This is a genomic window from Wolbachia endosymbiont (group A) of Anoplius nigerrimus, assembly GCF_947251795.1.
Taxonomy (GTDB): Bacteria; Pseudomonadota; Alphaproteobacteria; order Rickettsiales; family Anaplasmataceae; genus Wolbachia.
Genome location: NZ_OX366385.1, coordinates 657,571 through 677,549 on the forward strand (window position 1 = coordinate 657,571; position 19,979 = coordinate 677,549).

The window sequence follows — 19,979 nt, forward strand, 5'->3', positions numbered from 1 at the left end:
TTCAATGAGTGAGTAAAACGTACAAGAAAAGAACGAGGTTAATCAGTGAAGCCACCGAAGTGATAATGAATAGACCCTTAGAATAAGTAACCTTATTACCACTAGCTTTATCGAAATACATAGCTTTTATAATATTTAGATAATAGTAACACGATATAACACTTGCCATTACAAGGATCAAAGACAGGGTGATAAAGCCAGAATTTATTAAACTTTTGAATATAAAAAATTTAGCGATAAAACCCGCAAGTGGAGGTATTCCCGACATCGAGAGTAACAGCACAGAAAGATGAAATGCTACAATTGGGCGTTTCTTCCCTATACCAGACAAGTTTGCAATATCACAATCGTCATCGTCAATTTGTACGAGATATGAGAATAGCCCTATGCTTGTGATGATATATATCACCAGATACATTAAGGCACTATCTGTTCCTGCTTGTGTAAAAATAGAAAGTGAAGCAAATATAAAACCAATGTGACCAATTGAACTGTAAGCAAGCAGCCTTTTTAAGTTTTGCTGACGCAAAGCCCCAAAAGCTGAGATAAGCACAGACAATGCTGAAACGTATAAGAAAATAGGCTGAACATAACTTTTTACATTTACTAACTCTTCATTCATCAATCGAATTAAAAATGTTACAAGTGCAGCTTTTGGGGCCGTAGAAAAAAACGCAGTTACTATGGTAGGTGCACCTTGATAGACATCTGGAGCCCACATATGAAAAGGAGCAATAGCAAGCTTGAAACACAAACCAATAAGGATAAAAACTAACCCAAAAACTATTCCATAAGTTATCTGATGGCTTTGCAAGAATGAACCGAGCTCAGAGAAATTGACTTGTCCTGTATATCCATAAAGCAGCGACATTCCATATAGCATAATGCAGGAAGATAGTGCACTAAGTGTAAAATATTTCACTCCTGCTTCACATGAATAAGCTGAATCTTTATTAAAGCTCGCAAGAACATATAAAGATATACTCATCAACTCAAAAGCTAAGTAAAAAGAAATCAGACTATTTGCTGAAACTAAAGTTATCATGCCAAATAGTGCAAAAAGAATCAGTATTGAAAATTCATATTTATAGTCATATTTTGATAAATTCAGCATCAAAAGTATTAAAATTCCTGTGCTGAGAATTAACCCTTGGGCTGACCTGATGTGTAAATTGAGTTTTAACAACGAATTAAAGAGAAAAATTTCATTGTTTTCTGCCGAAATAATTAAAATAATCAAAGTTACCACTGTGCAGCCAAGTGCTAATAAGTTGATAGTTCGGCGGTTAAATATAATTCCAAGCAGTAGCAACACTAACGAGGAGATAATAGAGAACGTTTCCGGCAATATCTGTATATAATTCATAGCGCATCATATTTGACTAACAAATTTGCCATACATGGCTTCAAATAATTCAGTGCAAGGGTTGGGTAGAATCCAAGCAAAATAACAAACACTGCAAGCAGAATTAAGACAGAAAATTCTATGCTATCCAAACGGTTATTTAATAATTTAGAATAGCTAACCCCCCATATTATTTGTTTACATAAATTCAGCATATAAACTGCGCTTAAAATAGTGCCAAGTGCGATAAATCCTGTAAAAAACCCTATGCTCTTAAACATCCCAACCATAGCCAAAAACTCACCTGCGAACCCAGATGTTCCAGGTAGCCCTATTGAAGCCATTGAAAATAAAATGAACATAAAACCAAATTTTGGCATTGTGTTTACTATGCCAAAATATTTTGCAATCTCCAAAGTCCCAGTTCGAGTATATAGCATTCCAACACATAAAAATAAAGCAGCAGAAATAAGGCCATGACTAATCATTTGAAATATACTACCCAGTACTCCTTCCTCACAAAATGAAAAGAGGCCAGCGGTAACGATCCCCATATGTGCTATTGAAGAATAAGCTATTAACTTCTTTATATCATCTTGAGCAAACGCAACTAGCGAAGCATATATCACCGCAATAATGCTCAGCACAACAACGAAATTTGAAAAATACAAACTTGCCTGAGGAAGCATTGGAATAGAAAACCTTAAAAATCCATATCCCCCCATTTTAATAAGCAAGCCAGCTAAAATCACAGATCCAGAAGTTGGTGATTGCACATGTGCATCAGGAAGCCAAGTGTGAAATGGAAACATTGGAACTTTTATTGCAAAGGAAATAAAAAATGCAATCCACAGCAATGACTGCACTTCAAGATCAAGGCTTGGCACTAATGTAGCTAATTCTTGTATATTAAACGTCCCAAAAATGCTATAGATGTAAACCAGTCCAAGTAGAAATAATAATGAGCCAGTTAATGTATAAAGAAACAACTTAAACGTTGCATATACCCTGTGTTTTCCTCCCCAAATGCCAATAATAAAGAACATTGGTATTAAAACAGCTTCAAAAAACACATAAAAGCTTATAGCATTCAGTGAAACGAAAAAACCGACTACAAAACTCTCAAGCAGTAGAAACAATGCCATATATGGCCTAAGGGTTGTATAACTCATTTTGCAGTTGTAGAGTATACAAATTACAAACGAGAAAGTTGTAAGCAGAAGGAAAAGCAACGATATACCATCTATCCCTATTCCAACATTTCTAATTGGGTAGCTGACAAACTGAAAGTCCGCATCGTTATAATCAAATTCTATACAAGCTACAATGCTAAGCAAAAATGGAAGTACAGCAAAAAATAGAGCAAGGAATCTTAAGTGTATAGATTGATGATTAATCCTGATTAAGGATAAAATCAATGCTCCTATCAGTGGAAGCAAGAATATACTAAGTAACAACACCTTCTATTTAATTCCAATAATATATAAAGCACCGATTATTAGAGTAACAAACATAATAAATGCATAATCAAATATATAACCAGTTTGCAACTTTATAGAACTTTTTGAACATTCATTAACCAACCTTACAACACCATTTGGCCCAAATGAATCAATAGCCTTAACATCAAACTTCCATAAAAGCCTAGACATAAACCTTATCGGTGCAATGATAACAAACTCATACACCTCATCAAAGTACCATTTATTCTGCAAAAACTTAAGTAAAAATTTACTCTTAATTTGCCTAATTACTTGATATTGGTAAATTAGGTACGCAAGTGCTATTCCACTTAGGCTCGCCAAGGTTGGTAGTAATTTTATAAAGAAATTATGAACTCCATGCTCATCAATCACCATTAAACTTGATTTCCAAAACGCATTACTAGTTATGTTCAAAATATTTGCTCCCCACACTCCAGAAAATACCGATCCAAAAGCAAGTATCAGTAATGGTATAAGCATAATCTTTGGTGCCTCATGTATATTAATTTTACTTTGTTTTTGGCTGTGGAACACAAGAAGCAATAACCTCCAAGAGTAAAACGCTGTGAAGAATGCAACAACTAAGCTTATTACAAAAGCAAAGCTATCCGTGCTATAAGCATGTTCAATTATCAAATCCTTTGAGTAAAAACCTGCAAATGGAAATATTCCAGAAAGCGCAAGAGACCCAATCCACATGAGAGTGTAAGTGCAAGGGATTTTCTTCCAGCAATTTCCCATTTTCTGAATGTTTTGCTCATGATGCATTGCATGAATCACATTGCCAGCACCAAGAAATAGTAGAGCTTTAAAAAAAGCGTGTGTCATTAAATGAAAAATAGCAACGTTGTAAGCAGAAAGGCCACATGCCATGAACATATAACCAAGTTGACTGCACGTTGAATAAGCAATTATTTTTTTTATATCATTCTGAGTAATCGCAACAGTAGCTGCAAAAAAAGCAGTAATTGCTCCAACAATAACTATTAACTCCCTTGCAACGCTTGATAATTCAAACAGTGGAGAACATTTTGCTATTAAAAATATACCTGCTGTTACCATAGTTGCTGCATGAATAAGTGCAGAAACGGGGGTTGGCCCTTCCATTGCATTTGGCAGCCAAACATGTAAGCCAAGTTGAGCAGATTTACCCATACAGCCAATAAAAAGTAATATACATATTATATGAATAGTTTTGAATTCACAGCAGAATGCTTTAATGTTCTGAGTGCCAAGAAAATCAGCGGCACCAAATACCTCAGCAAATTCCAAAGAGTGAAATGTATAATAAATAAGAAAAATTCCAATTAATAGTGCAAAGTCTCCTACCCTATTCACAACAAATGCTTTAATTGCTGCATTATTTGCAGAATATTTTTGGAACCAAAATCCTATGAGTAAATAAGAACATAGGCCAACCCCTTCCCAGCCAAAAAAAAGCTGCACGAAATTATCGCTCACAACCAGCACAATCATGCAAAACGTAAATAGCGATAGGTAAGAAAAGAACCTCGACTTCCCTTTATCATGCTCCATATAACCGATAGAATAGAGATGTACTACCAGTGAAACGGTGGTAATAACAATAAGCATTAAGGATGAGAGAGCATCCACATTAATTGCCCAATTTACTTTTAATACACTTAATGAAAATAGAGGAAATAAACTCAAGTGATAATTTTCAGAGAAGGTGAGAAAAACATACCAAGATAAAACTGCAGATATTCCAATCCCTGCCGTTGTAACTAACTGACTAAAAACATCTCTTCTAAAAAGTGCTGCAAGTAGCGAACCAAAGAGTGGCAAAAATACTATTAATTTCAGTATATCCATCATACTTTCATTCTTTCATTAAATTTGCTTGTTCAACGTCTATATTGCCACGGCTTCTATAATATACAACCAATATTGCAAGTCCAACTCCTGACTCTGCTGCCGCAACAGTCAACACAAACATCACAAAAATTTGCCCAACTATATCATTCATAAAGGCAGAAAAAGCAACTAAATTGATGTTAATTGCCAGCAATAATATTTCTATTGATAATAATATATTGATTATGCTCTTACGGTTAATGAAAATACCGCATACCCCAATAGTGAACAAAATAGCAGCAACTATCAAAAAATGATTTAATCCTATTTCCATTCTACTCCTTTTTCAAATTTAGCCTTAACCAATTTTACAGATGAAGATTGTGTCAATTGCTTTAATACATTCTGTTTTTTAACTCCTTTTTTCTTGTCCTGCAAAGTAAGAGCAATTGCACCGACAATTGCAACAAGCAGCAGAATACCAGAAAGATGAAAAGCGTACATGTAGTCAGTGTAGAGCAAATTACCAATAGCTTTCACGTTATTAGTATTATAGTTTATAACATTGCTTATATTGGGTGCTGAGCTGCGGATTACAAAGCTGATGACTAGAAAAAACACAACACATAATATAGCACCAAGAGTGAAATGCTTCGCAAAACCCTGGCGCAACCTTATATAGTCAATATCGAGCATCATAACTACAAAGAGAAACAACACTGCAACTGCGCCGATGTATACTATCAGCACCATCATAGCAATGAATTCAGCTCCAAGGAGAATAAAAAGCACTGCAGAGTTAACGAAGGTGAAAATTAAAAATAATACTGCATGCACAGGATTTCTTACGCTAATTACACAAACAGCAGATAAAATGCTAAGAATTGCGAAAAAATAAAAGAAAAAAGGCATCGATACTTTAACTGCAACAATAGTTACTAATTTAAAGTGACTATCGTGGTAAAGTCAATATTATATTAAACGTTTGAAAACATTGTACTACAAAGCTCCAGCTCCATTTTAAATTATTATACAGAGCGCTTTCTAAGTGCTTAATCAATACACTAAATCCTTAATTTATCCTTGACTATTTTAATTTATCAATATATAATATGTGTATGTTAGTAATTAATGGCGGCTCAAAATGTACAACATATTTGGTTATTTCAAAAGCAACAATAGTTCTAACGCACAAAGTAGCAGACTAGATGGAGAAAGTTATCAATACACCGCAAGAGATTATGTGACAATTTACTTTAATAACACACTAGCAAGTTTCAGTAGATCATGGAGAGAATTTAAAGAAAAAGCGTATGGATTTATGTATGATATCGGAACTTGGTTGAAAGAAATATATGAAAATCTCACTGAACGACCTGCAACGCATAATCACTATACCCCAAAAGAAAAACCCCTTGTTGAAGAAATAGGAGTGGAGGAACCAGATTGTACATATAAGCCATTCCGAACTCCACCTATCCACCCAACAACTGGTGCCAATGACTTAAATCAAGTTGTTGTTACTCAGCATACACTTGAAACTACCCCAACAAGATAGATCTACGTTTAAATATGTAGTACTTGAGTGAAGCATTCTTTAACTGCTCTATTCAATAAAACCTTTACAATACTTTGATCATAGGTTTAACTTTACGAAGTTATAATCTATAGGGCTACGATGAACGATTATCTCTCACTGCTAAATCCAGAACAACAATCAGCTGTAACTAACATAGATGGATCGATTTTAATATTGGCAGGAGCCGGAACCGGAAAAACAAGAACGATCACTTCAAGAATAGCGCACATAATTAGAAACGGTCACGCTTATTCTGATGAGATATTAGCAGTTACATTTACAAATAAAGCAGCAAATGAGATGGTATCAAGGGTACTTGAGCTAACGGGCACAAACATACCATGGCTTGGCACTTTCCATGCAATTGCAGCAAAAATTTTGCGCCTGCACGCAGAAATTGTGGGCTTAAACCCCAATTTTACAATCATTGGTGTGGATGACCAATTACAGGTAATAAAAAACGTCATGAATGAAATAAGCCCTGATTACCTATCAGAAAAATGTAAGACCATTATGAATATTATTCAGCAATGGAAAGAAAAGTGCTTATTGCCATCTGAAGTGGAAGATATTCAATCATTTAGACCAGTGTACGTAACTGCGCTCAAAGTATATCACCAATATCAGGAAAGGTTGAAATTCCTTAACTCTGTCGATTTTGGTGACTTATTGCTATATAACATACAACTCTTTAATCAAAAGACCGAAGTTCTGTCCTACTACCAAAACAAGTTTAAATATGTCATGGTAGATGAATATCAAGATACAAATGCGATACAATATCTTTGGCTAAAATACCTTGCAAAAGAGCATTCAAATATTTGCTGTGTAGGAGATGATGACCAGTCGATATATAGTTGGCGTGGTGCGGAAGTTGAAAATATTTTGAAGTTTTCCGATGATTTTAAAAATGCAAAAACCGTTAAACTAGAGTGTAACTACAGGTCAACATCCCACATACTTGCAACTGCGTCATATGTTATCAATCACAATAAGGCTCGCTTAGAAAAAAAATTGTGGACAACAAACGTTGAAGGGGAAAAGGTAAATCTAATAAAATTATGGGACGGAAAAGCTGAAGCAAGGTTCATAAGCGAACAGATATTAAAGCTCAATAAATACAGATTTAGTGACATTGCAGTGCTGGTAAGGGCCACTTTTCAAACTAGAGTTCTGGAAGAGTATTTTATAAAATATTCAATTCCCTACAAGATTATAAGTGGCGTAAAATTCTACGAACGTCAGGAAGTCAGGGATATAATTGCATATTTAAGACTCGTTACAAACAATAACGATGACTTAGCTTTCGAAAGGATCGTAAACCGGCCAAAAAGAAGCATAGGAGCTACAACTCTAAAGAAAATATACACGACTGCTCAGGATAACAAAATTTCTTTTTTTGAGGCAGCAAAAATATTAGTTAATAGTAATCAAGTAACCGAAAGAATTAAACTCTCACTAAATGATTTTTTAAATAAAATTAAAGCTTGGGAAGAAATAGTAAGCGTAAAACCACTGCATGAATTCGTTAAAATCGTAGCAAACCAATCAGGGTATATTGAAGTGCTTGAAAATGAGGAGGTAACAGGCTTAGCACGAATAGAAAATGTCAAAGAGCTCATCTCATCTTTAAAAAATTTCGATAATGCCACAACTTTCTTGGAGCATATAAGTCTGGTGATGGAAGTGGATAATATGAATAACGATGACACTGTATATGTTATGACTCTTCATGCAGCCAAAGGACTTGAATTTCCGTGCGTGTTTCTACCTGGTTGGGAAGAGGGATTATTTCCTCATCAAAGATCTTTTGATGACAAAAGTGGTAAAGCTTTAGAAGAAGAAAGGAGACTCGCATATGTTGGCATAACCAGGGCAAAGGAAAGGTTAATCATTTCATGTGCAGATAGGAGGGAAATTAACAACCAGTGGCAACCGATGCGCACTTCTCGATTCATTAAAGAATTGCCAAGAGAAAATGTTGAGGTAATTAAAAGCAACCTTGCCTACTGTTGAAGCTATAACTGCAGATAAACATATCTTACAAATCTGAATTACTTCAACTATATGTGTAACCAGACTGCATTCTGTGATTTTTAGCAAAGCACGATCTTTCATTTGAGCTTTCTTCAATTTAAAATAAATACAGAAAATTGCTACCTATAGCTAAACTGACTTACGACAATTTGAAAAACCGTCATTCCGCTACTAGTTAGCGCCACGCACAACTGTACGAACGTTGTAGTTTGGGGCCACCAGTGGGCAGTGCCCAGACACTGGTTCCTTTATGACGGCAGTGCCTTCTCCTGTCATCCGAGTAGCCTCCTTATTTTTGTCATCCCAGTGCCCAGACACTGGGATCCAGTTCTTATTACCTAGGCTCTGTGGACAAAATTTTAGAGAAGCCATACAAGAGCTCCAACAAAATTGAGAAAACCCATAAAAACCTCAGCAGTTTTATCAAATCTGGAAAAAATGCGCCTAAAATTTTTAATTTTACCAAAAAAACACTCAATCAAATGACGTTCTTTGTAGATATGCTCATCGTAATACCTTTGCACTTTTCGATTCCGTTTTGGCGGAATAACTACTGTACATCCCTTGTCTTCAAGACTTGTAACAAAGGCATTGCTATCGTAGCCCTTGTCAGCTACTACAGTAGAGTTATAGATACTTTCGGTCAACACTTGTGCCTGCGTAATTTCATTTCTTTGACCAGGAGTCAGAGTAAATTTAAGTGGATTTCCAAGTGCATCGACAAGCGCATGTATTTTAGTTGTAAAGCCACCTTTGCTCCTCCCTAAAGCTTCTTGATCCTTGGAGTTTTTTGTATATCCAGATGAACATGGATGGGCTCGGATGATCGTACCGTCGATTATAGCAACTTCTAAATCAGGCTCTTGTTTAGTATATTCAAGCAATTTTTTCCAGACATCTCTTTCACACCATCTTTTAAATCGCTTATGTATACTCCTGTAATTACCATAAGTTTTTGGTAAAAGTCTCCATTGGCAACCACTTCGCACTATGTACCACACTGCCTCTATGAATATTCTTAAACGTTTTTCATCTTTGCTGTGCATTCCTTTTACGCTTTTTATGAACTCTAAAATTTGTTTCCAATTTTCCTCTTTGATGTAATATTGCATATGGTAGTTTCTCCATTTTTTACCTATTAGGCTAAACTACCATCTTTTTCTCTCTTTTCATATTTTTTGTCCACAGAGCCTAGTGTAAAGTTAAGTTTCCTGGATTCCAGCGTCACGCGCTGGAATGACACCTTACTTAACCGTCATACCACAGCGGTATCTCTAGATCCCGCTAACACGTAGCGGGATGACGAATTGCTTAACCGTCATACCGCCACGAACCGTCTCACCGCGATTCATTCGCGGTATCTCTTAGAGCATGTCTTCAAACTGAGTAGAAAGAAGTTAAGAAGTATGGTATAAGGTACATTTTAAGATGTACCCAAGCGATATAAGTGACAAAGAATGGAAGACAATAGAGCCATATTTTGAACCTAAAAAGACCGGCAGACCAAGAAAACATAGTATTAGAACAATTATTAATGCAATCCGCTATATGATGAGAACAGGATGTCAATGGAGACAACTGCCTAAAGATTTTCCACCATGGAAAACCGTATATAGTTGTAATTCGCGCTTGAAAAAAAGTGGAATATGGCAAGAAATTCATGATTTTCTAGTTAAAAAAGTAAGAGAGATGATTGGTAAAAATAAGACTCCATCAGTAGGTATAATTGATAGCCAGTCAGTGAAAACTACTCAAAAAGGGGATCCAGAGGATATGATGCTGGCAAAAAAATAAAGGGCAGAAAACGCCATATTATTGTAGATACTGTGGGTCTTGTAATTGCTGCTGAAGTACAGAGTGCAAGTATTCAAGATCGTGATAGTGCTCTAAATCTTTTTGCCCAAGCTAAATGCAAAGTTCCAACTTTACGTAAGTTTTTTGCTGATCAAGGGTACATAGGTAAATTACAAAACAGATGCTTATTGGAAACGGGATGTTTATTAACGATTGCCAAGAAAATAGTTGATACAGGATTTCAAGTTATTCCCAAACGTTGGATTGTTGAAAGAACTTTTGCCTGGCTTTCCAATTTTAGGCGCATGAGTAAAGATTACGAGCATTCTCCTCTCACCTCAAAAAACTATATCTTCTTTAATATGATCACTATTATGCTTCACAAATTAGCTCATTCTTCAGTTTGAAGACATGCTCTTAGCCGCTAACAAGCAGCAGACCGTCATACCGCGATTCATTCGCGGTATCTCATCCGCTACTTACTATTACCCACAAATATAAATGTTTGTTGCATAGCTCTTAATGGCATAACTTTTGCTTGAAATAACTGTTTATATGGAGCAATTTACAGCTTTTAGTTGCTAAAATTATAACTCTTAATTTAATAATTTTAATCCAATAAGCTTTCAGGTTAATAAAATTAAATTATTTGAGTAAATACAATACCATGTATTTATTTGTGGGTAATAGTAAGATGCTAAGAGATACCGCGGCAGCATAGCTATCTTCAAAAATATGGTTGAATAATTGTTAATAATAGTGTATAATTATTAATATTTTTAAGCATTCTTGCCATGGCTCTTTCAAAATTTCTCGATCCTCGCAATGATTTGTGTTTCAAAAAAATCTTTGGAACGGAAAAAAATAAGAATATCCTGATCCACTTTTTGAATGATATTTTAGGGTTTACTGAGATAAATGCAATACAAGAAGTTGAGTTTCTTAGCACTATTATGGATCCCGAAGTTGCCTCTGATAAACAAAGTATTGTTGATGTTCTCTGCAAGGATTCTATTGGTAATAGGTTTGTGATTGAGATGCAACTGGCTCGTGATAAAGGTTTTGAGAAACGCGCTCAACTATATGCTGCTAAGGCTTACTCAAGACAAGCTGATAAATCTGGTAAATACGTTGATTTAAAGAAGATTTTCTTTATCGCGATTTCAAATTGCACCTTATTCCCTGATAAGCTTGACTATATATCTAGCCATACCATAAGAGATGAGAAAACCAATGAGCATGACTTAAAAGATTTTCAATTTATCTTCATAGAGCTGCCAAAATTCCCTAAGAGTAGAGAAGAACAACTAGAAAGTGTAGTAGACCGTTGGCTATTTTTCTTTAGTGCGACCCTGAAAGTCGTGGTTTTGTGGTGGTTAAATTCCACTTTCCCTAGACATCGGGGATAATGTATATCTCACCTTTTAAAGGGTGGCAACCTTTGGGATGCAAGCATGAGATAAAAGCAGGTAACACTAAACCTCATGGTGAATCCCTGCAAACAGAGTTAGATATGATTACGAGAGGAACCTATGTTTGAATTGTCGTCAAAGCATAGTATGCGAAAAGAGGTTGAACTACGCATAGACCAAAATGGTACGAAGCAAAAGGGGAACTAAAGATTGAAGACTTTAGTTATTGATGTTCCCAGCTTCCGGCAAATAGTAGGAATCTAAGTTTAACGTGAAACGAAGCCATGGAACGGAGTAACCACATAAAAGCTCTTATATTCATAAAAATATAAGTAGGTAGCCAACCACAAGCTGCTATGTGGAAGGATTGTTTAAGAAGCTAATGCCCAAAGTAATATCTGGGATACGCAGACGTAAACACTTTAATTTGGAAGGTAAAGTGGTGAATAGTAGTGAATATGTTATGGACCAGCAAAAAGCTAGGCTCTGTGGACAAAAAATATGAAAAGAGAGAAAAAGATGGTAGTTTAGCCTAATAGGTAAAAAATGGAGAAACTACCATATGCAATATTACATCAAAGAGGAAAATTGGAAACAAATTTTAGAGTTCATAAAAAGCGTAAAAGGAATGCACAGCAAAGATGAAAAACGTTTAAGAATATTCATAGAGGCAGTGTGGTACATAGTGCGAAGTGGTTGCCAATGGAGACTTTTACCAAAAACTTATGGTAATTACAGGAGTATACATAAGCGATTTAAAAGATGGTGTGAAAGAGATGTCTGGAAAAAATTGCTTGAATATACTAAACAAGAGCCTGATTTAGAAGTTGCTATAATCGACGGTACGATCATCCGAGCCCATCCATGTTCATCTGGATATACAAAAAACTCCAAGGATCAAGAAGCTTTAGGGAGGAGCAAAGGTGGCTTTACAACTAAAATACATGCGCTTGTCGATGCACTTGGAAATCCACTTAAATTTACTCTGACTCCTGGTCAAAGAAATGAAATTACGCAGGCACAAGTGTTGACCGAAAGTATCTATAACTCTACTGTAGTAGCTGACAAGGGCTACGATAGCAATGCCTTTGTTACAAGTCTTGAAGACAAGGGATGTACAGTAGTTATTCCGCCAAAACGGAATCGAAAAGTGCAAAGGTATTACGATGAGCATATCTACAAAGAACGTCATTTGATTGAGTGTTTTTTTGGTAAAATTAAAAATTTTAGGCGCATTTTTTCCAGATTTGATAAAACTGCTGAGGTTTTTATGGGTTTTCTCAATTTTGTTGGAGCTCTTGTATGGCTTCTCTAAAATTTTGTCCACAGAGCCTAGGTATGAATGGAATGGAATTCCTTGGCGAAAGCTGAAGAAATCTTCATTTAAGCTACAAAAACGAATTTACCAAGCTTCTAAATGTAATGATATCAGAAAGATGCATAATCTTCAGAGATTATTACTCAAATCAACAAGTGCAAAAACACTCGCTGTTAGGAAAGTAACACAGGACAATAGGGGGAAGAAGACTGCAGGTATTGATGGAAAGGCTAATCTTAATCAAAAAGAAAGATTACAACTATCATATTCTTTAGATATAAAAGAAAAAGCAAAGCCATCAAGACGCGTCTGGATCCCAAAACCTGGTAAGCCATCGGAGCATCGCCCGCTTGGTATACCTACTATATCGTGTCGAGCAAAACAAACACTTGTAAAAATGGCTTTAGAACCAGAATGGGAGGCAAAACTTGAGCCAAACACTTATGGTTTTAGACCTGGTAGATCATGTCATGATGCAATTGAAGCCATATTTGATGTGCTAAAACAGAAAACAGCATATGTATTAGAGCATGTCTTCAAACTGAAGAATGAGCTAATTTGTGAAGCATAATAGTGATCATATTAAAGAAGATATAGTTTTTTGAGGTGAGAGGAGAATGCTCGTAATCTTTACTCATGCGCCTAAAATTGGAAAGCCAGGCAAAAGTTCTTTCAACAATCCAACGTTTGGGAATAACTTAAAATCCTGTATCAACTATTTTCTTGGCAATCGTTAATAAACATCCCGTTTCCAATAAGCATCTGTTTTGTAATTTACCTATGTACCCTTGATCAGCAAAAAACTTACGTAAAGTTGGAACTTTGCATTTAGCTTGGGCAAAAAGATTTAGAGCACTATCACGATCTTGAATACTTGCACTCTGTACTTCAGCAGCAATTACAAGACCCACAGTATCTACAATAATATGGCGTTTTCTGCCCTTTATTTTTTTGCCAGCATCATATCCTCTGGATCCCCTTTTTGAGTAGTTTTCACTGACTGGCTATCAATTATACCTACTGATGGAGTCTTATTTTTACCAATCATCTCTCTTACTTTTTTAACTAGAAAATCATGAATTTCTTGCCATATTCCACTTTTTTTCAAGCGCGAATTACAACTATATACGGTTTTCCATGGTGGAAAATCTTTAGGCAGTTGTCTCCATTGACATCCTGTTCTCATCATATAGCGGATTGCATTAATAATTGTTCTAATACTATGTTTTCTTGGTCTGCCGGTCTTTTTAGGTTCAAAATATGGCTCTATTGTCTTCCATTCTTTGTCACTTATATCGCTTGGGTACATCTTAAAATGTACCTTATACCATACTTCTTAACTTCTTTCTACTCAGTTTGAAGACATGCTCTTAGATGCTGATATTTCTGGATGTTTTGACAATATTAACCATAATAAACTGCTTGAAAAGCTCAATACCACACCAACGTTAAAGAAAATCATAAGAGGATGGTTAAGGGCAGGCGTTATGGAAGATGGAAAGTTTCAATCCACAAAACGTGGTACAATTCAAGGAGGGACGATCTCACCGTTGCTAGCTTGTGTTGCATTACACGGATTAGAGCAACATATCAAAAAAGCATTAACAAACGAACTCTTTCAATGCATGAAAAGAAAATATGGTAGGATATCGCATAAAAATGCGCAAAAGTCTATTAGTGTAATTTTCTACTGTGATGATTTTGTCGTCATACATGAAAGTGAAGAAATTATTCTTAGGGCAAAAGTTCTAGTTGAAGAATGGTTAAAAACCATTGGATTAGAATTAAAGCCTTCTAAGACAAAAGTTTCTCATACATTAAAAATCATTAATGGAATAAAACCAGGATTTGATTTTCTTGGATTTTCAATAAGACAATATCCAACAAAAGAAAGTAAGAAAGGTTACAAATTATTAATAAAACCAAGTCGTAATTCTATAAAGCAGCATATATTTGCTATTAAACATAAACTTAGAGAAATGCGTGGGGCGCCACAGGAAGTAGTAATAAGGAATCTCAATCCAATCATTAGAGGGTGGAGTCAATATTACTCTTCAGTAGTTTCATGTAAAATCTTTAGCTCATTGGATAATACTATACATAGAAAGCTCTGGAAGTGGGCAGTCTTTAGGCACCCAAACAAAGGGAAATGCTGGATAAAAAGAAAATACTTTAAAAAGTATAATAACGATAACTGGCGTTTTATGACAAGTAACAAGATACATCTTATTATACACAGCGATCATGTTATTAAACGACATATCAAAGTGCAAAAAACCAGATCTCCATATGATGGTGATTGGGTTTATTGGGGTAATCGTCTTAGAGAAATACCAGATAAGCCATCAAGAGTAATAAAACTATTGAAGTTACAACAAAGTAAATGCGGTAATTGTAGACTATGGTTTGAAAGTGATGATATAATAGAAATACATCATAAAGACCGGAATAGACGAAACAATATGATCAAAAATTTATCTTTGTTACATGGGCATTGTCACGATGAATTACACAGGAGGTGTGCATGACAAGCACCAAATTAGAGAGAAGCCGTATGAGGCGCAAAGTCTCACGTACGGTTTTGAAGTCGAGTGAAGAGGGGCGACCTTCTTCACTTAGACAACGGTATGCAAATCAGACTAGCGAAGAGGATCTAAAAAAAATAGTAGGAAGTGATATAATTATTGGTAGGGCTTACAATGAATTGAACCAATACAATTGGAGTGAAGAAGAGAGGTTTACGTATGATCAAGCTAAGAAACGTGAGGATGATAATTTATCTTGCCTTAGAGCATGTCTTCAAACTGAGTAGAAAGAAGTTAAGAAGTATGGTATAAGGTACATTTTAAGATGTACCCAAGCGATATAAGTGACAAAGAATGGAAGACAATAGAGCCATATTTTGAACCTAAAAAGACCGGCAGACCAAGAAAACATAGTATTAGAACAATTATTAATGCAATCCGCTATATGATGAGAACAGGATGTCAATGGAGACAACTGCCTAAAGATTTTCCACCATGGAAAACCGTATATAGTTGTAATTCGCGCTTGAAAAAAAGTGGAATATGGCAAGAAATTCATGATTTTCTAGTTAAAAAAGTAAGAGAGATGATTGGTAAAAATAAGACTCCATCAGTAGGTATAATTGATAGCCAGTCAGTGAAAACTACTCAAAAAGGGGATCCAGAGGATATGATGCTGGCAAAAAAATAAAGGGCAGAAAACGCCATATTATTGTAGATACTGTGGGTCTTGTAATTGCTGCTGAAGTACAGAGTGCAAGTATTCAAGATCGTGATAGTGCTCTAAATCTTTTTGCCCAAGCTAAATGCAAAGTTCCAACTTTACGTAAGTTTTTTGCTGATCAAGGGTACATAGGTAAATTACAAAACAGATGCTTATTGGAAACGGGATGTTTATTAACGATTGCCAAGAAAATAGTTGATACAGGATTTCAAGTTATTCCCAAACGTTGGATTGTTGAAAGAACTTTTGCCTGGCTTTCCAATTTTAGGCGCATGAGTAAAGATTACGAGCATTCTCCTCTCACCTCAAAAAACTATATCTTCTTTAATATGATCACTATTATGCTTCACAAATTAGCTCATTCTTCAGTTTGAAGACATGCTCTTAGACAACTGGTTGTTTGGGTCTAACGAAGAAAAAATTGATGAATCTACATCACAAACTGATGCTGATGTTTCTTTACTTAAACTCGATTCATTAGACGAAGAAGATAATAGTGGTGGTCATTATAGTCCAACGAACACGGATGTGTAGAGTAATGCAAGAAGTCTACTCAATGTAAACCAGTTTCTCACACACACATTTTACTACGTGATCAGCACTGATATTAAAATGCTCATAGAGTGTTTTATAAGGTGCTGATTCTCCAAAGCTTTTCATGCCAATAAATATACCGTTTGAACCTATATATTTATGCCAACCCATTTCACTTCCAGCTTCAATTGCAACTTTGATGCTGTCATTATTTAATATCGCCGCTTTATATTCATCACTTTGCTCGTCAAAAAGCCTCCAGCATGGCATAGAAACAACCCTTGTACCTATGCCTTTTTCCTGCAATTTCTCCCTTGCTTCAACTGCAATTTCAACCTCGGACCCCGTAGCAAATATTGTCACTTTTAATTCTTTTGAACATTCACACAAAATATGTGCACCAAACTTCGATAGATTAGCAGATTGATCGATATCAGAGTAGAACTTGCGCATGTAACTTACGTTTTGCCTTGAGAGCGCAAACAGTGCTGGAGATTCTTTCTTTTCGAGTGCAATGCTAATACACTCTAGAGTTTCAACTGCATCGGCTGGCCTAAAAACATACAAATTTGGTATAGCACGCAAAGAAGCTAAATGCTCTATTGGTTGGTGAGTTGGGCCATCTTCTCCTACTCCAATTGAATCATGAGTCATTACATATATAACCTGCTGCTTCATCAAAGCTGAAAGACGTATAGCAGGGCGGCAATAGTCGGAAAATACCAAAAAAGTGCCACCATAAGGAAGAATCGCGCCGTGAAGTGCCATACCATTCATACAAGCTGCCATAGCGTGCTCTCTCACTCCATAGTGGACATAAGAACCACTATAATTATTACTATCTATTACCTGCATGTGCTTATATTTAGTGCAATTTGACCCAGTAAGATCAGCAGAACCGCCGATTAATTCCGGCATATGTTGTGTTAAAAGTTCCATTACTCTGCCGAAAGAAGAACGTGTAGCTTCGTTTGGCATTAGCTCACATATTTGTTTCTTCAGGTCAGCTAAAACACCAGCGATATTATCCGGCAAACGCTTATTGAGTCTTCTGTGAAGTTCTTTATTCTCACTAGTCAAGGACACCGAACTGTAATTTTGCCTTGCTCTCTCAACAGTTTTCTTCCAGGCGTTTTTCACATCTTCTGATACATGGAATGGTTCATAATTCCAGTTTAATTTCTCTCTCATCTGTTTGATGTCTTCCTCTGAAAAAGCACCACTGTGAGCAGAGGATGTGCCAGCACGGCTTGAAAATTTTCCGATAATGGTTTTGCAGCAGATCATTGTAGGTTTATCAGACTTTTTTGCTTGCTCTATTGCAAGGGATATGGCATCAAAATCATGGCCATCAATTTTGTCAACATTCCATCCATACGCTAAGAAGCGTTTCTCTATATCATCAGAGCAGGAAAGGCAAGTAGCGCCATCTATAGAAATATCATTGTCATCGAAAAGGGCTATTAATTTATTCAATTTAAGATGCCCAGCAAGTGATGCTGCTTCATGGCTTATTCCTTCCATAAGACAGCCATCCCCTAGCATCACGTAAGTGTAGTGATTGATTCTGAATTGCTTTTTAAGGATTGATTCAGCAAGCGCCATACCAACAGCAGCGGCAAACCCCTGACCGAGCGGGCCTGTTGTTGCCTCTACCCCAGGAGTCAAGCCGAACTCTGGATGACCTGGGGTCTTGGATCCCATTTGCCTGAAGTTTTTTAGCTCATCTATGCTAATATAACCTGTCAAATATAATATTGAGTATAGTAACATTGACCCATGACCGTTTGATAAAACAAAGCGATCTCTATTGAACCATTTAGAATCATCAGGATTATGATTCAGATATTTAGCAAACAAAACAGTTGCAACATCTGCCATGCCAAGTGGCATACCTGGGTGTCCAGAGTTTGCTTTTTGTACTGCATCAATTGATAAAAAACGGATGGCGTTTGCCATAGATTCCAAAGGTAGATGATTCATAGAAAAACTTAAAAATGAAGTATAAAAGATTATACCAGCAAAAACAAGTTGACACTGAGTGCTAAAATCCTTAATAATCTAAAGTTAAATCGTGAGAGTTTTTATATGACAACTGTTATCATTAGAAAGTATAGGATTAGCCGTAGACTTGGTGTAAATTTATGGGGTAGAGCTAAAGACCCAGTAAACAAAAGGAAATACCCTCCAGGTCAACATGGTATTCTTGGATTCAAGAAGTTATCCGACTTTGGTAAGCAGTTTGCTGCGCATAAGAAATTTAAGTTTTACTATGCGATTTCAAGTAAGCAGCTCAGACGTACATTTTTAGATGCTTATAACAGAAAGGGTTATACGGCTAATAATTTTATCGGTATCTTAGAATCGAGATTAAGTTCTGTTTTATACCACTCTGGTCTTGTTCCAACAATTTACTCAGCAAAGCAGCTCATATCTCATAAGCACGTTACAGTTAATGATAAGGTGGTTAACATATCGAGTTATCGAGTGAAGCCAGGTGATATAATAAAAATAAGAGAAAGGGCAACAAAAATTCCTGTAGTAGTAGAGGCTGAACAAAAACAAGAGCGCAAGGCTCCGGATTATTTAGAGACAGATAGTAAAGAGCATTCAGTGAAGTATTTGAGGTCACCTCAATATTCTGAGGTTCCTTATTCAGCAGACATGGAAGTCAATTTAGTAGTAGAGTTTTACTCTAGATAGATAAAAAAAGCCCGTGTGGCGGAATCGGTAGACGCAGCGGACTTAAAATCCGTGGGTTTTGCGACCTTGGGAGTTCAAGTCTCCCCATGGGCACCAATTTAACTTAGCAGATAAATACAAAAAAGTATGAAATGGCTTGATATAGAAGATATTGTAGAAGCTCTGGAGGAAAAATTTCCAGATGAGAATATAATTAATATCAGATTCGCTGAGCTTAAAAAAAAGGTCTTGAGTTTAGAGGAATTTGATGATGATGAAAAACGCTGTAACGAAAAAATACTCGAAGCTATTCAAGCAGCTTGGATTGAGGAAAGATTAACCGCATAGCAATAAACCATACGCAAACGTGATTTCTATTACAATTTGCATATTGATTATGCTATTTTTTGGATCTAGCCTAGCAAGTTAATAATAATTTAACCAATTACAATTAAAACAGCTATAAGGTTAATTATGAGGCAAAACAAAAATTTTTGAATGGAACGACTAAGTGCTACGTTGAGATAAATTTTACATAAAAATACTGCTTTTATGGTGTGAGGCTAGAGGTTTGTAAAGCAGTTAGAAGGTTGTCATCCCAGTGTCAGCTACACAACTGTACGAACATTTATTTTTGTTAAACACAGCAAATGGTGTCATGCCAGTGCTTGACACTGGCATCCAGCTTTTGATCGAAAATGTTGTATAGTGCACAATCAATTTCTCTGGA

Annotated in this window: 24 protein-coding genes, 1 tRNA gene and 2 pseudogenes; 16 read left to right on the forward strand and 11 right to left on the reverse strand. The window is 36.0% G+C overall.

Annotation, left to right across the window (positions count from 1 at the left end; genetic code table 11):
• Nucleotide 1: 1 nt before the first annotated feature.
• Genes OPR26_RS03490 through OPR26_RS03510 form a run of 5 tightly spaced genes read right to left on the reverse strand, consistent with a single transcriptional unit; the run spans nt 2 to nt 5,556 of the window.
• Complete coding sequence (locus tag OPR26_RS03490) at nt 2-1,366, reverse strand: NADH-quinone oxidoreductase subunit N (RefSeq protein WP_265016239.1); 1,365 nt, start codon at nt 1,364-1,366, stop codon at nt 2-4.
• A complete protein-coding gene (locus tag OPR26_RS03495) occupies nt 1,363-2,805 on the reverse strand; it encodes a complex I subunit 4 family protein (RefSeq protein ID WP_265016240.1) in 1,443 nt (480 codons plus the stop codon). Before OPR26_RS03495 ends, OPR26_RS03490 begins: the two co-directional genes overlap by 4 nt.
• Nucleotides 2,806-2,808: 3 nt before the next feature.
• Nucleotides 2,809-4,665: an NADH-quinone oxidoreductase subunit L gene (gene nuoL / locus OPR26_RS03500; RefSeq protein WP_265016241.1), complete on the reverse strand. Its 1,857-nt coding sequence runs from the start codon at nt 4,663-4,665 to the stop codon at nt 2,809-2,811.
• Between the two features lie 4 nt (nt 4,666-4,669).
• The gene (gene nuoK, locus OPR26_RS03505) at nt 4,670-4,978 is read right to left on the reverse strand and encodes an NADH-quinone oxidoreductase subunit NuoK (RefSeq protein ID WP_019236815.1); all 309 of its coding nucleotides are present in this window, start codon (nt 4,976-4,978) and stop codon (nt 4,670-4,672) included.
• A complete protein-coding gene (locus OPR26_RS03510; RefSeq protein ID WP_265016242.1) occupies nt 4,969-5,556 on the reverse strand; it encodes an NADH-quinone oxidoreductase subunit J in 588 nt (195 codons plus the stop codon). The genes nuoK and OPR26_RS03510 overlap by 10 nt, the downstream gene beginning before the upstream one ends.
• Before the next feature lie 232 nt (nt 5,557-5,788).
• On the opposite strand from OPR26_RS03510, the gene OPR26_RS03515 reads away from it, so the two are divergent.
• Both OPR26_RS03515 and OPR26_RS03520 read left to right on the forward strand, forming a co-directional pair.
• Nucleotides 5,789-6,202, forward strand: coding sequence for a WD_0964 family protein (locus tag OPR26_RS03515; protein ID WP_265016243.1), 414 nt, complete (start codon nt 5,789-5,791; stop codon nt 6,200-6,202).
• Between the two features lie 120 nt (nt 6,203-6,322).
• A complete protein-coding gene (locus tag OPR26_RS03520; protein ID WP_265016244.1) occupies nt 6,323-8,239 on the forward strand; it encodes an ATP-dependent helicase in 1,917 nt (638 codons plus the stop codon).
• Between the two features lie 192 nt (nt 8,240-8,431).
• Here the strand turns inward: OPR26_RS03520 and OPR26_RS03525 are convergent, their stop codons facing one another.
• The gene (locus OPR26_RS03525; protein ID WP_265016245.1) at nt 8,432-8,632 is read right to left on the reverse strand and encodes a hypothetical protein; all 201 of its coding nucleotides are present in this window, start codon (nt 8,630-8,632) and stop codon (nt 8,432-8,434) included.
• Nucleotides 8,620-9,372, reverse strand: a complete 753-nt coding sequence (locus OPR26_RS03530; RefSeq protein ID WP_264702259.1) for an IS5 family transposase — start codon at nt 9,370-9,372, stop codon at nt 8,620-8,622. The genes OPR26_RS03525 and OPR26_RS03530 overlap by 13 nt, the downstream gene beginning before the upstream one ends.
• A 316-nt stretch (nt 9,373-9,688) precedes the next feature.
• Here OPR26_RS03530 and OPR26_RS03535 point away from each other — a divergent pair, with 316 nt between their 5' ends.
• From OPR26_RS03535 to OPR26_RS03560, 6 genes and pseudogenes are all read left to right on the forward strand, one after another.
• The gene (locus OPR26_RS03535) at nt 9,689-10,054 is read left to right on the forward strand and encodes a transposase (protein WP_264731180.1); all 366 of its coding nucleotides are present in this window, start codon (nt 9,689-9,691) and stop codon (nt 10,052-10,054) included.
• A gap of 20 nt (nt 10,055-10,074) precedes the next feature.
• Nucleotides 10,075-10,461: a transposase gene (locus OPR26_RS03540; RefSeq protein WP_265016251.1), complete on the forward strand. Its 387-nt coding sequence runs from the start codon at nt 10,075-10,077 to the stop codon at nt 10,459-10,461.
• Between the two features lie 387 nt (nt 10,462-10,848).
• Nucleotides 10,849-11,397 (forward strand): annotated as a pseudogene (locus tag OPR26_RS03545) (Rpn family recombination-promoting nuclease/putative transposase); the annotation flags it as partial.
• Nucleotides 11,398-11,848: 451 nt separating this feature from the next.
• A complete protein-coding gene (locus OPR26_RS03550; protein ID WP_265015498.1) occupies nt 11,849-11,971 on the forward strand; it encodes a hypothetical protein in 123 nt (40 codons plus the stop codon).
• Nucleotides 11,972-12,028: 57 nt separating this feature from the next.
• The gene (locus OPR26_RS03555) at nt 12,029-12,781 is read left to right on the forward strand and encodes an IS5 family transposase (RefSeq protein ID WP_264702259.1); all 753 of its coding nucleotides are present in this window, start codon (nt 12,029-12,031) and stop codon (nt 12,779-12,781) included.
• 4 nt (nt 12,782-12,785) lie between these two features.
• Nucleotides 12,786-13,355 carry a reverse transcriptase N-terminal domain-containing protein gene (locus tag OPR26_RS03560; protein WP_265016246.1) on the forward strand — a complete coding sequence of 190 codons (570 nt, stop codon included), beginning with the start codon at nt 12,786-12,788 and terminating at the stop codon, nt 13,353-13,355.
• Here OPR26_RS03560 and OPR26_RS03565 read toward each other — a convergent pair.
• Genes OPR26_RS03565 through OPR26_RS03575 form a run of 3 tightly spaced genes read right to left on the reverse strand, consistent with a single transcriptional unit; the run spans nt 13,321 to nt 14,093 of the window.
• Nucleotides 13,321-13,422 (reverse strand): hypothetical protein, encoded by a 102-nt coding sequence (locus OPR26_RS03565; RefSeq protein ID WP_265016247.1) that lies wholly within the window; start codon nt 13,420-13,422, stop codon nt 13,321-13,323. The two genes, OPR26_RS03560 and OPR26_RS03565, sit on opposite strands and share 35 nt — an antisense overlap.
• Nucleotides 13,423-13,482: 60 nt before the next feature.
• On the reverse strand, nt 13,483-13,731 hold the full coding sequence (locus tag OPR26_RS03570; RefSeq protein ID WP_320157298.1) for a transposase: 249 nt from the start codon (nt 13,729-13,731) through the stop codon (nt 13,483-13,485).
• Nucleotides 13,728-14,093, reverse strand: coding sequence for a transposase (locus OPR26_RS03575; protein ID WP_264731180.1), 366 nt, complete (start codon nt 14,091-14,093; stop codon nt 13,728-13,730). Before OPR26_RS03575 ends, OPR26_RS03570 begins: the two co-directional genes overlap by 4 nt.
• 55 nt (nt 14,094-14,148) lie before the next feature.
• Here OPR26_RS03575 and OPR26_RS03580 point away from each other — a divergent pair, with 55 nt between their 5' ends.
• From OPR26_RS03580 to OPR26_RS03600, 5 genes and pseudogenes are all read left to right on the forward strand, one after another.
• On the forward strand, nt 14,149-15,312 hold the full coding sequence (locus OPR26_RS03580) for a reverse transcriptase domain-containing protein (protein WP_265016097.1): 1,164 nt from the start codon (nt 14,149-14,151) through the stop codon (nt 15,310-15,312).
• Between the two features lie 95 nt (nt 15,313-15,407).
• Nucleotides 15,408-15,566: pseudogene (locus tag OPR26_RS07495) on the forward strand (Rpn family recombination-promoting nuclease/putative transposase); the annotation flags it as partial.
• Nucleotides 15,567-15,634: 68 nt separating this feature from the next.
• Entirely contained in the window at nt 15,635-16,000 is a 366-nt protein-coding gene (locus OPR26_RS03590) for a transposase (protein WP_264731180.1), read from the forward strand.
• Between the two features lie 20 nt (nt 16,001-16,020).
• Nucleotides 16,021-16,407 carry a transposase gene (locus tag OPR26_RS03595; protein ID WP_265016251.1) on the forward strand — a complete coding sequence of 129 codons (387 nt, stop codon included), beginning with the start codon at nt 16,021-16,023 and terminating at the stop codon, nt 16,405-16,407.
• A gap of 4 nt (nt 16,408-16,411) precedes the next feature.
• A complete protein-coding gene (locus OPR26_RS03600) occupies nt 16,412-16,567 on the forward strand; it encodes a hypothetical protein (protein ID WP_265015476.1) in 156 nt (51 codons plus the stop codon).
• A gap of 15 nt (nt 16,568-16,582) precedes the next feature.
• On the opposite strand, the gene tkt is transcribed toward OPR26_RS03600, so the two are convergent.
• The gene (gene tkt, locus OPR26_RS03605; RefSeq protein WP_265015477.1) at nt 16,583-18,550 is read right to left on the reverse strand and encodes a transketolase; all 1,968 of its coding nucleotides are present in this window, start codon (nt 18,548-18,550) and stop codon (nt 16,583-16,585) included.
• Nucleotides 18,551-18,655: 105 nt separating this feature from the next.
• Here tkt and rpsD point away from each other — a divergent pair, with 105 nt between their 5' ends.
• The 3 genes from rpsD (at nt 18,656) to iscX (ending at nt 19,597) form a co-directional block, all read left to right on the forward strand.
• Complete coding sequence (rpsD, locus tag OPR26_RS03610; RefSeq protein ID WP_265016282.1) at nt 18,656-19,270, forward strand: 30S ribosomal protein S4; 615 nt, start codon at nt 18,656-18,658, stop codon at nt 19,268-19,270.
• A 9-nt stretch (nt 19,271-19,279) separates the two neighbouring features.
• A tRNA-Leu gene (locus OPR26_RS03615) sits at nt 19,280-19,366 on the forward strand.
• A gap of 30 nt (nt 19,367-19,396) precedes the next feature.
• Nucleotides 19,397-19,597, forward strand: a complete 201-nt coding sequence (gene iscX / locus OPR26_RS03620) for a Fe-S cluster assembly protein IscX (protein ID WP_265015478.1) — start codon at nt 19,397-19,399, stop codon at nt 19,595-19,597.
• The last annotated feature ends 382 nt before the right edge of the window (nt 19,598-19,979 follow it).

Coding starts and splice junctions, on each gene's coding strand:
- OPR26_RS03490 (WP_265016239.1), bottom strand. CDS start 1,366: ATGAATTATATACAGATATTGCCGGAAACGTTCTCTATTATCTCCTCG.
- nuoL (WP_265016241.1), bottom strand. CDS start 4,665: ATGATGGATATACTGAAATTAATAGTATTTTTGCCACTCTTTGGTTCG.
- nuoK (WP_019236815.1), bottom strand. CDS start 4,978: ATGGAAATAGGATTAAATCATTTTTTGATAGTTGCTGCTATTTTGTTC.
- OPR26_RS03510 (WP_265016242.1), bottom strand. CDS start 5,556: ATGCCTTTTTTCTTTTATTTTTTCGCAATTCTTAGCATTTTATCTGCT.
- OPR26_RS03515 (WP_265016243.1), top strand. CDS start 5,789: ATGTACAACATATTTGGTTATTTCAAAAGCAACAATAGTTCTAACGCA.
- OPR26_RS03520 (WP_265016244.1), top strand. CDS start 6,323: ATGAACGATTATCTCTCACTGCTAAATCCAGAACAACAATCAGCTGTA.
- OPR26_RS03525 (WP_265016245.1), bottom strand. CDS start 8,632: ATGGCTTCTCTAAAATTTTGTCCACAGAGCCTAGGTAATAAGAACTGG.
- OPR26_RS03530 (WP_264702259.1), bottom strand. CDS start 9,372: ATGCAATATTACATCAAAGAGGAAAATTGGAAACAAATTTTAGAGTTC.
- OPR26_RS03535 (WP_264731180.1), top strand. CDS start 9,689: ATGTACCCAAGCGATATAAGTGACAAAGAATGGAAGACAATAGAGCCA.
- OPR26_RS03550 (WP_265015498.1), top strand. CDS start 11,849: ATGCCCAAAGTAATATCTGGGATACGCAGACGTAAACACTTTAATTTG.
- OPR26_RS03555 (WP_264702259.1), top strand. CDS start 12,029: ATGCAATATTACATCAAAGAGGAAAATTGGAAACAAATTTTAGAGTTC.
- OPR26_RS03565 (WP_265016247.1), bottom strand. CDS start 13,422: ATGAGTAAAGATTACGAGCATTCTCCTCTCACCTCAAAAAACTATATC.
- OPR26_RS03575 (WP_264731180.1), bottom strand. CDS start 14,093: ATGTACCCAAGCGATATAAGTGACAAAGAATGGAAGACAATAGAGCCA.
- OPR26_RS03580 (WP_265016097.1), top strand. CDS start 14,149: ATGCTCTTAGATGCTGATATTTCTGGATGTTTTGACAATATTAACCAT.
- OPR26_RS03590 (WP_264731180.1), top strand. CDS start 15,635: ATGTACCCAAGCGATATAAGTGACAAAGAATGGAAGACAATAGAGCCA.
- OPR26_RS03600 (WP_265015476.1), top strand. CDS start 16,412: ATGCTCTTAGACAACTGGTTGTTTGGGTCTAACGAAGAAAAAATTGAT.
- tkt (WP_265015477.1), bottom strand. CDS start 18,550: ATGAATCATCTACCTTTGGAATCTATGGCAAACGCCATCCGTTTTTTA.
- rpsD (WP_265016282.1), top strand. CDS start 18,656: ATGACAACTGTTATCATTAGAAAGTATAGGATTAGCCGTAGACTTGGT.
- iscX (WP_265015478.1), top strand. CDS start 19,397: ATGAAATGGCTTGATATAGAAGATATTGTAGAAGCTCTGGAGGAAAAA.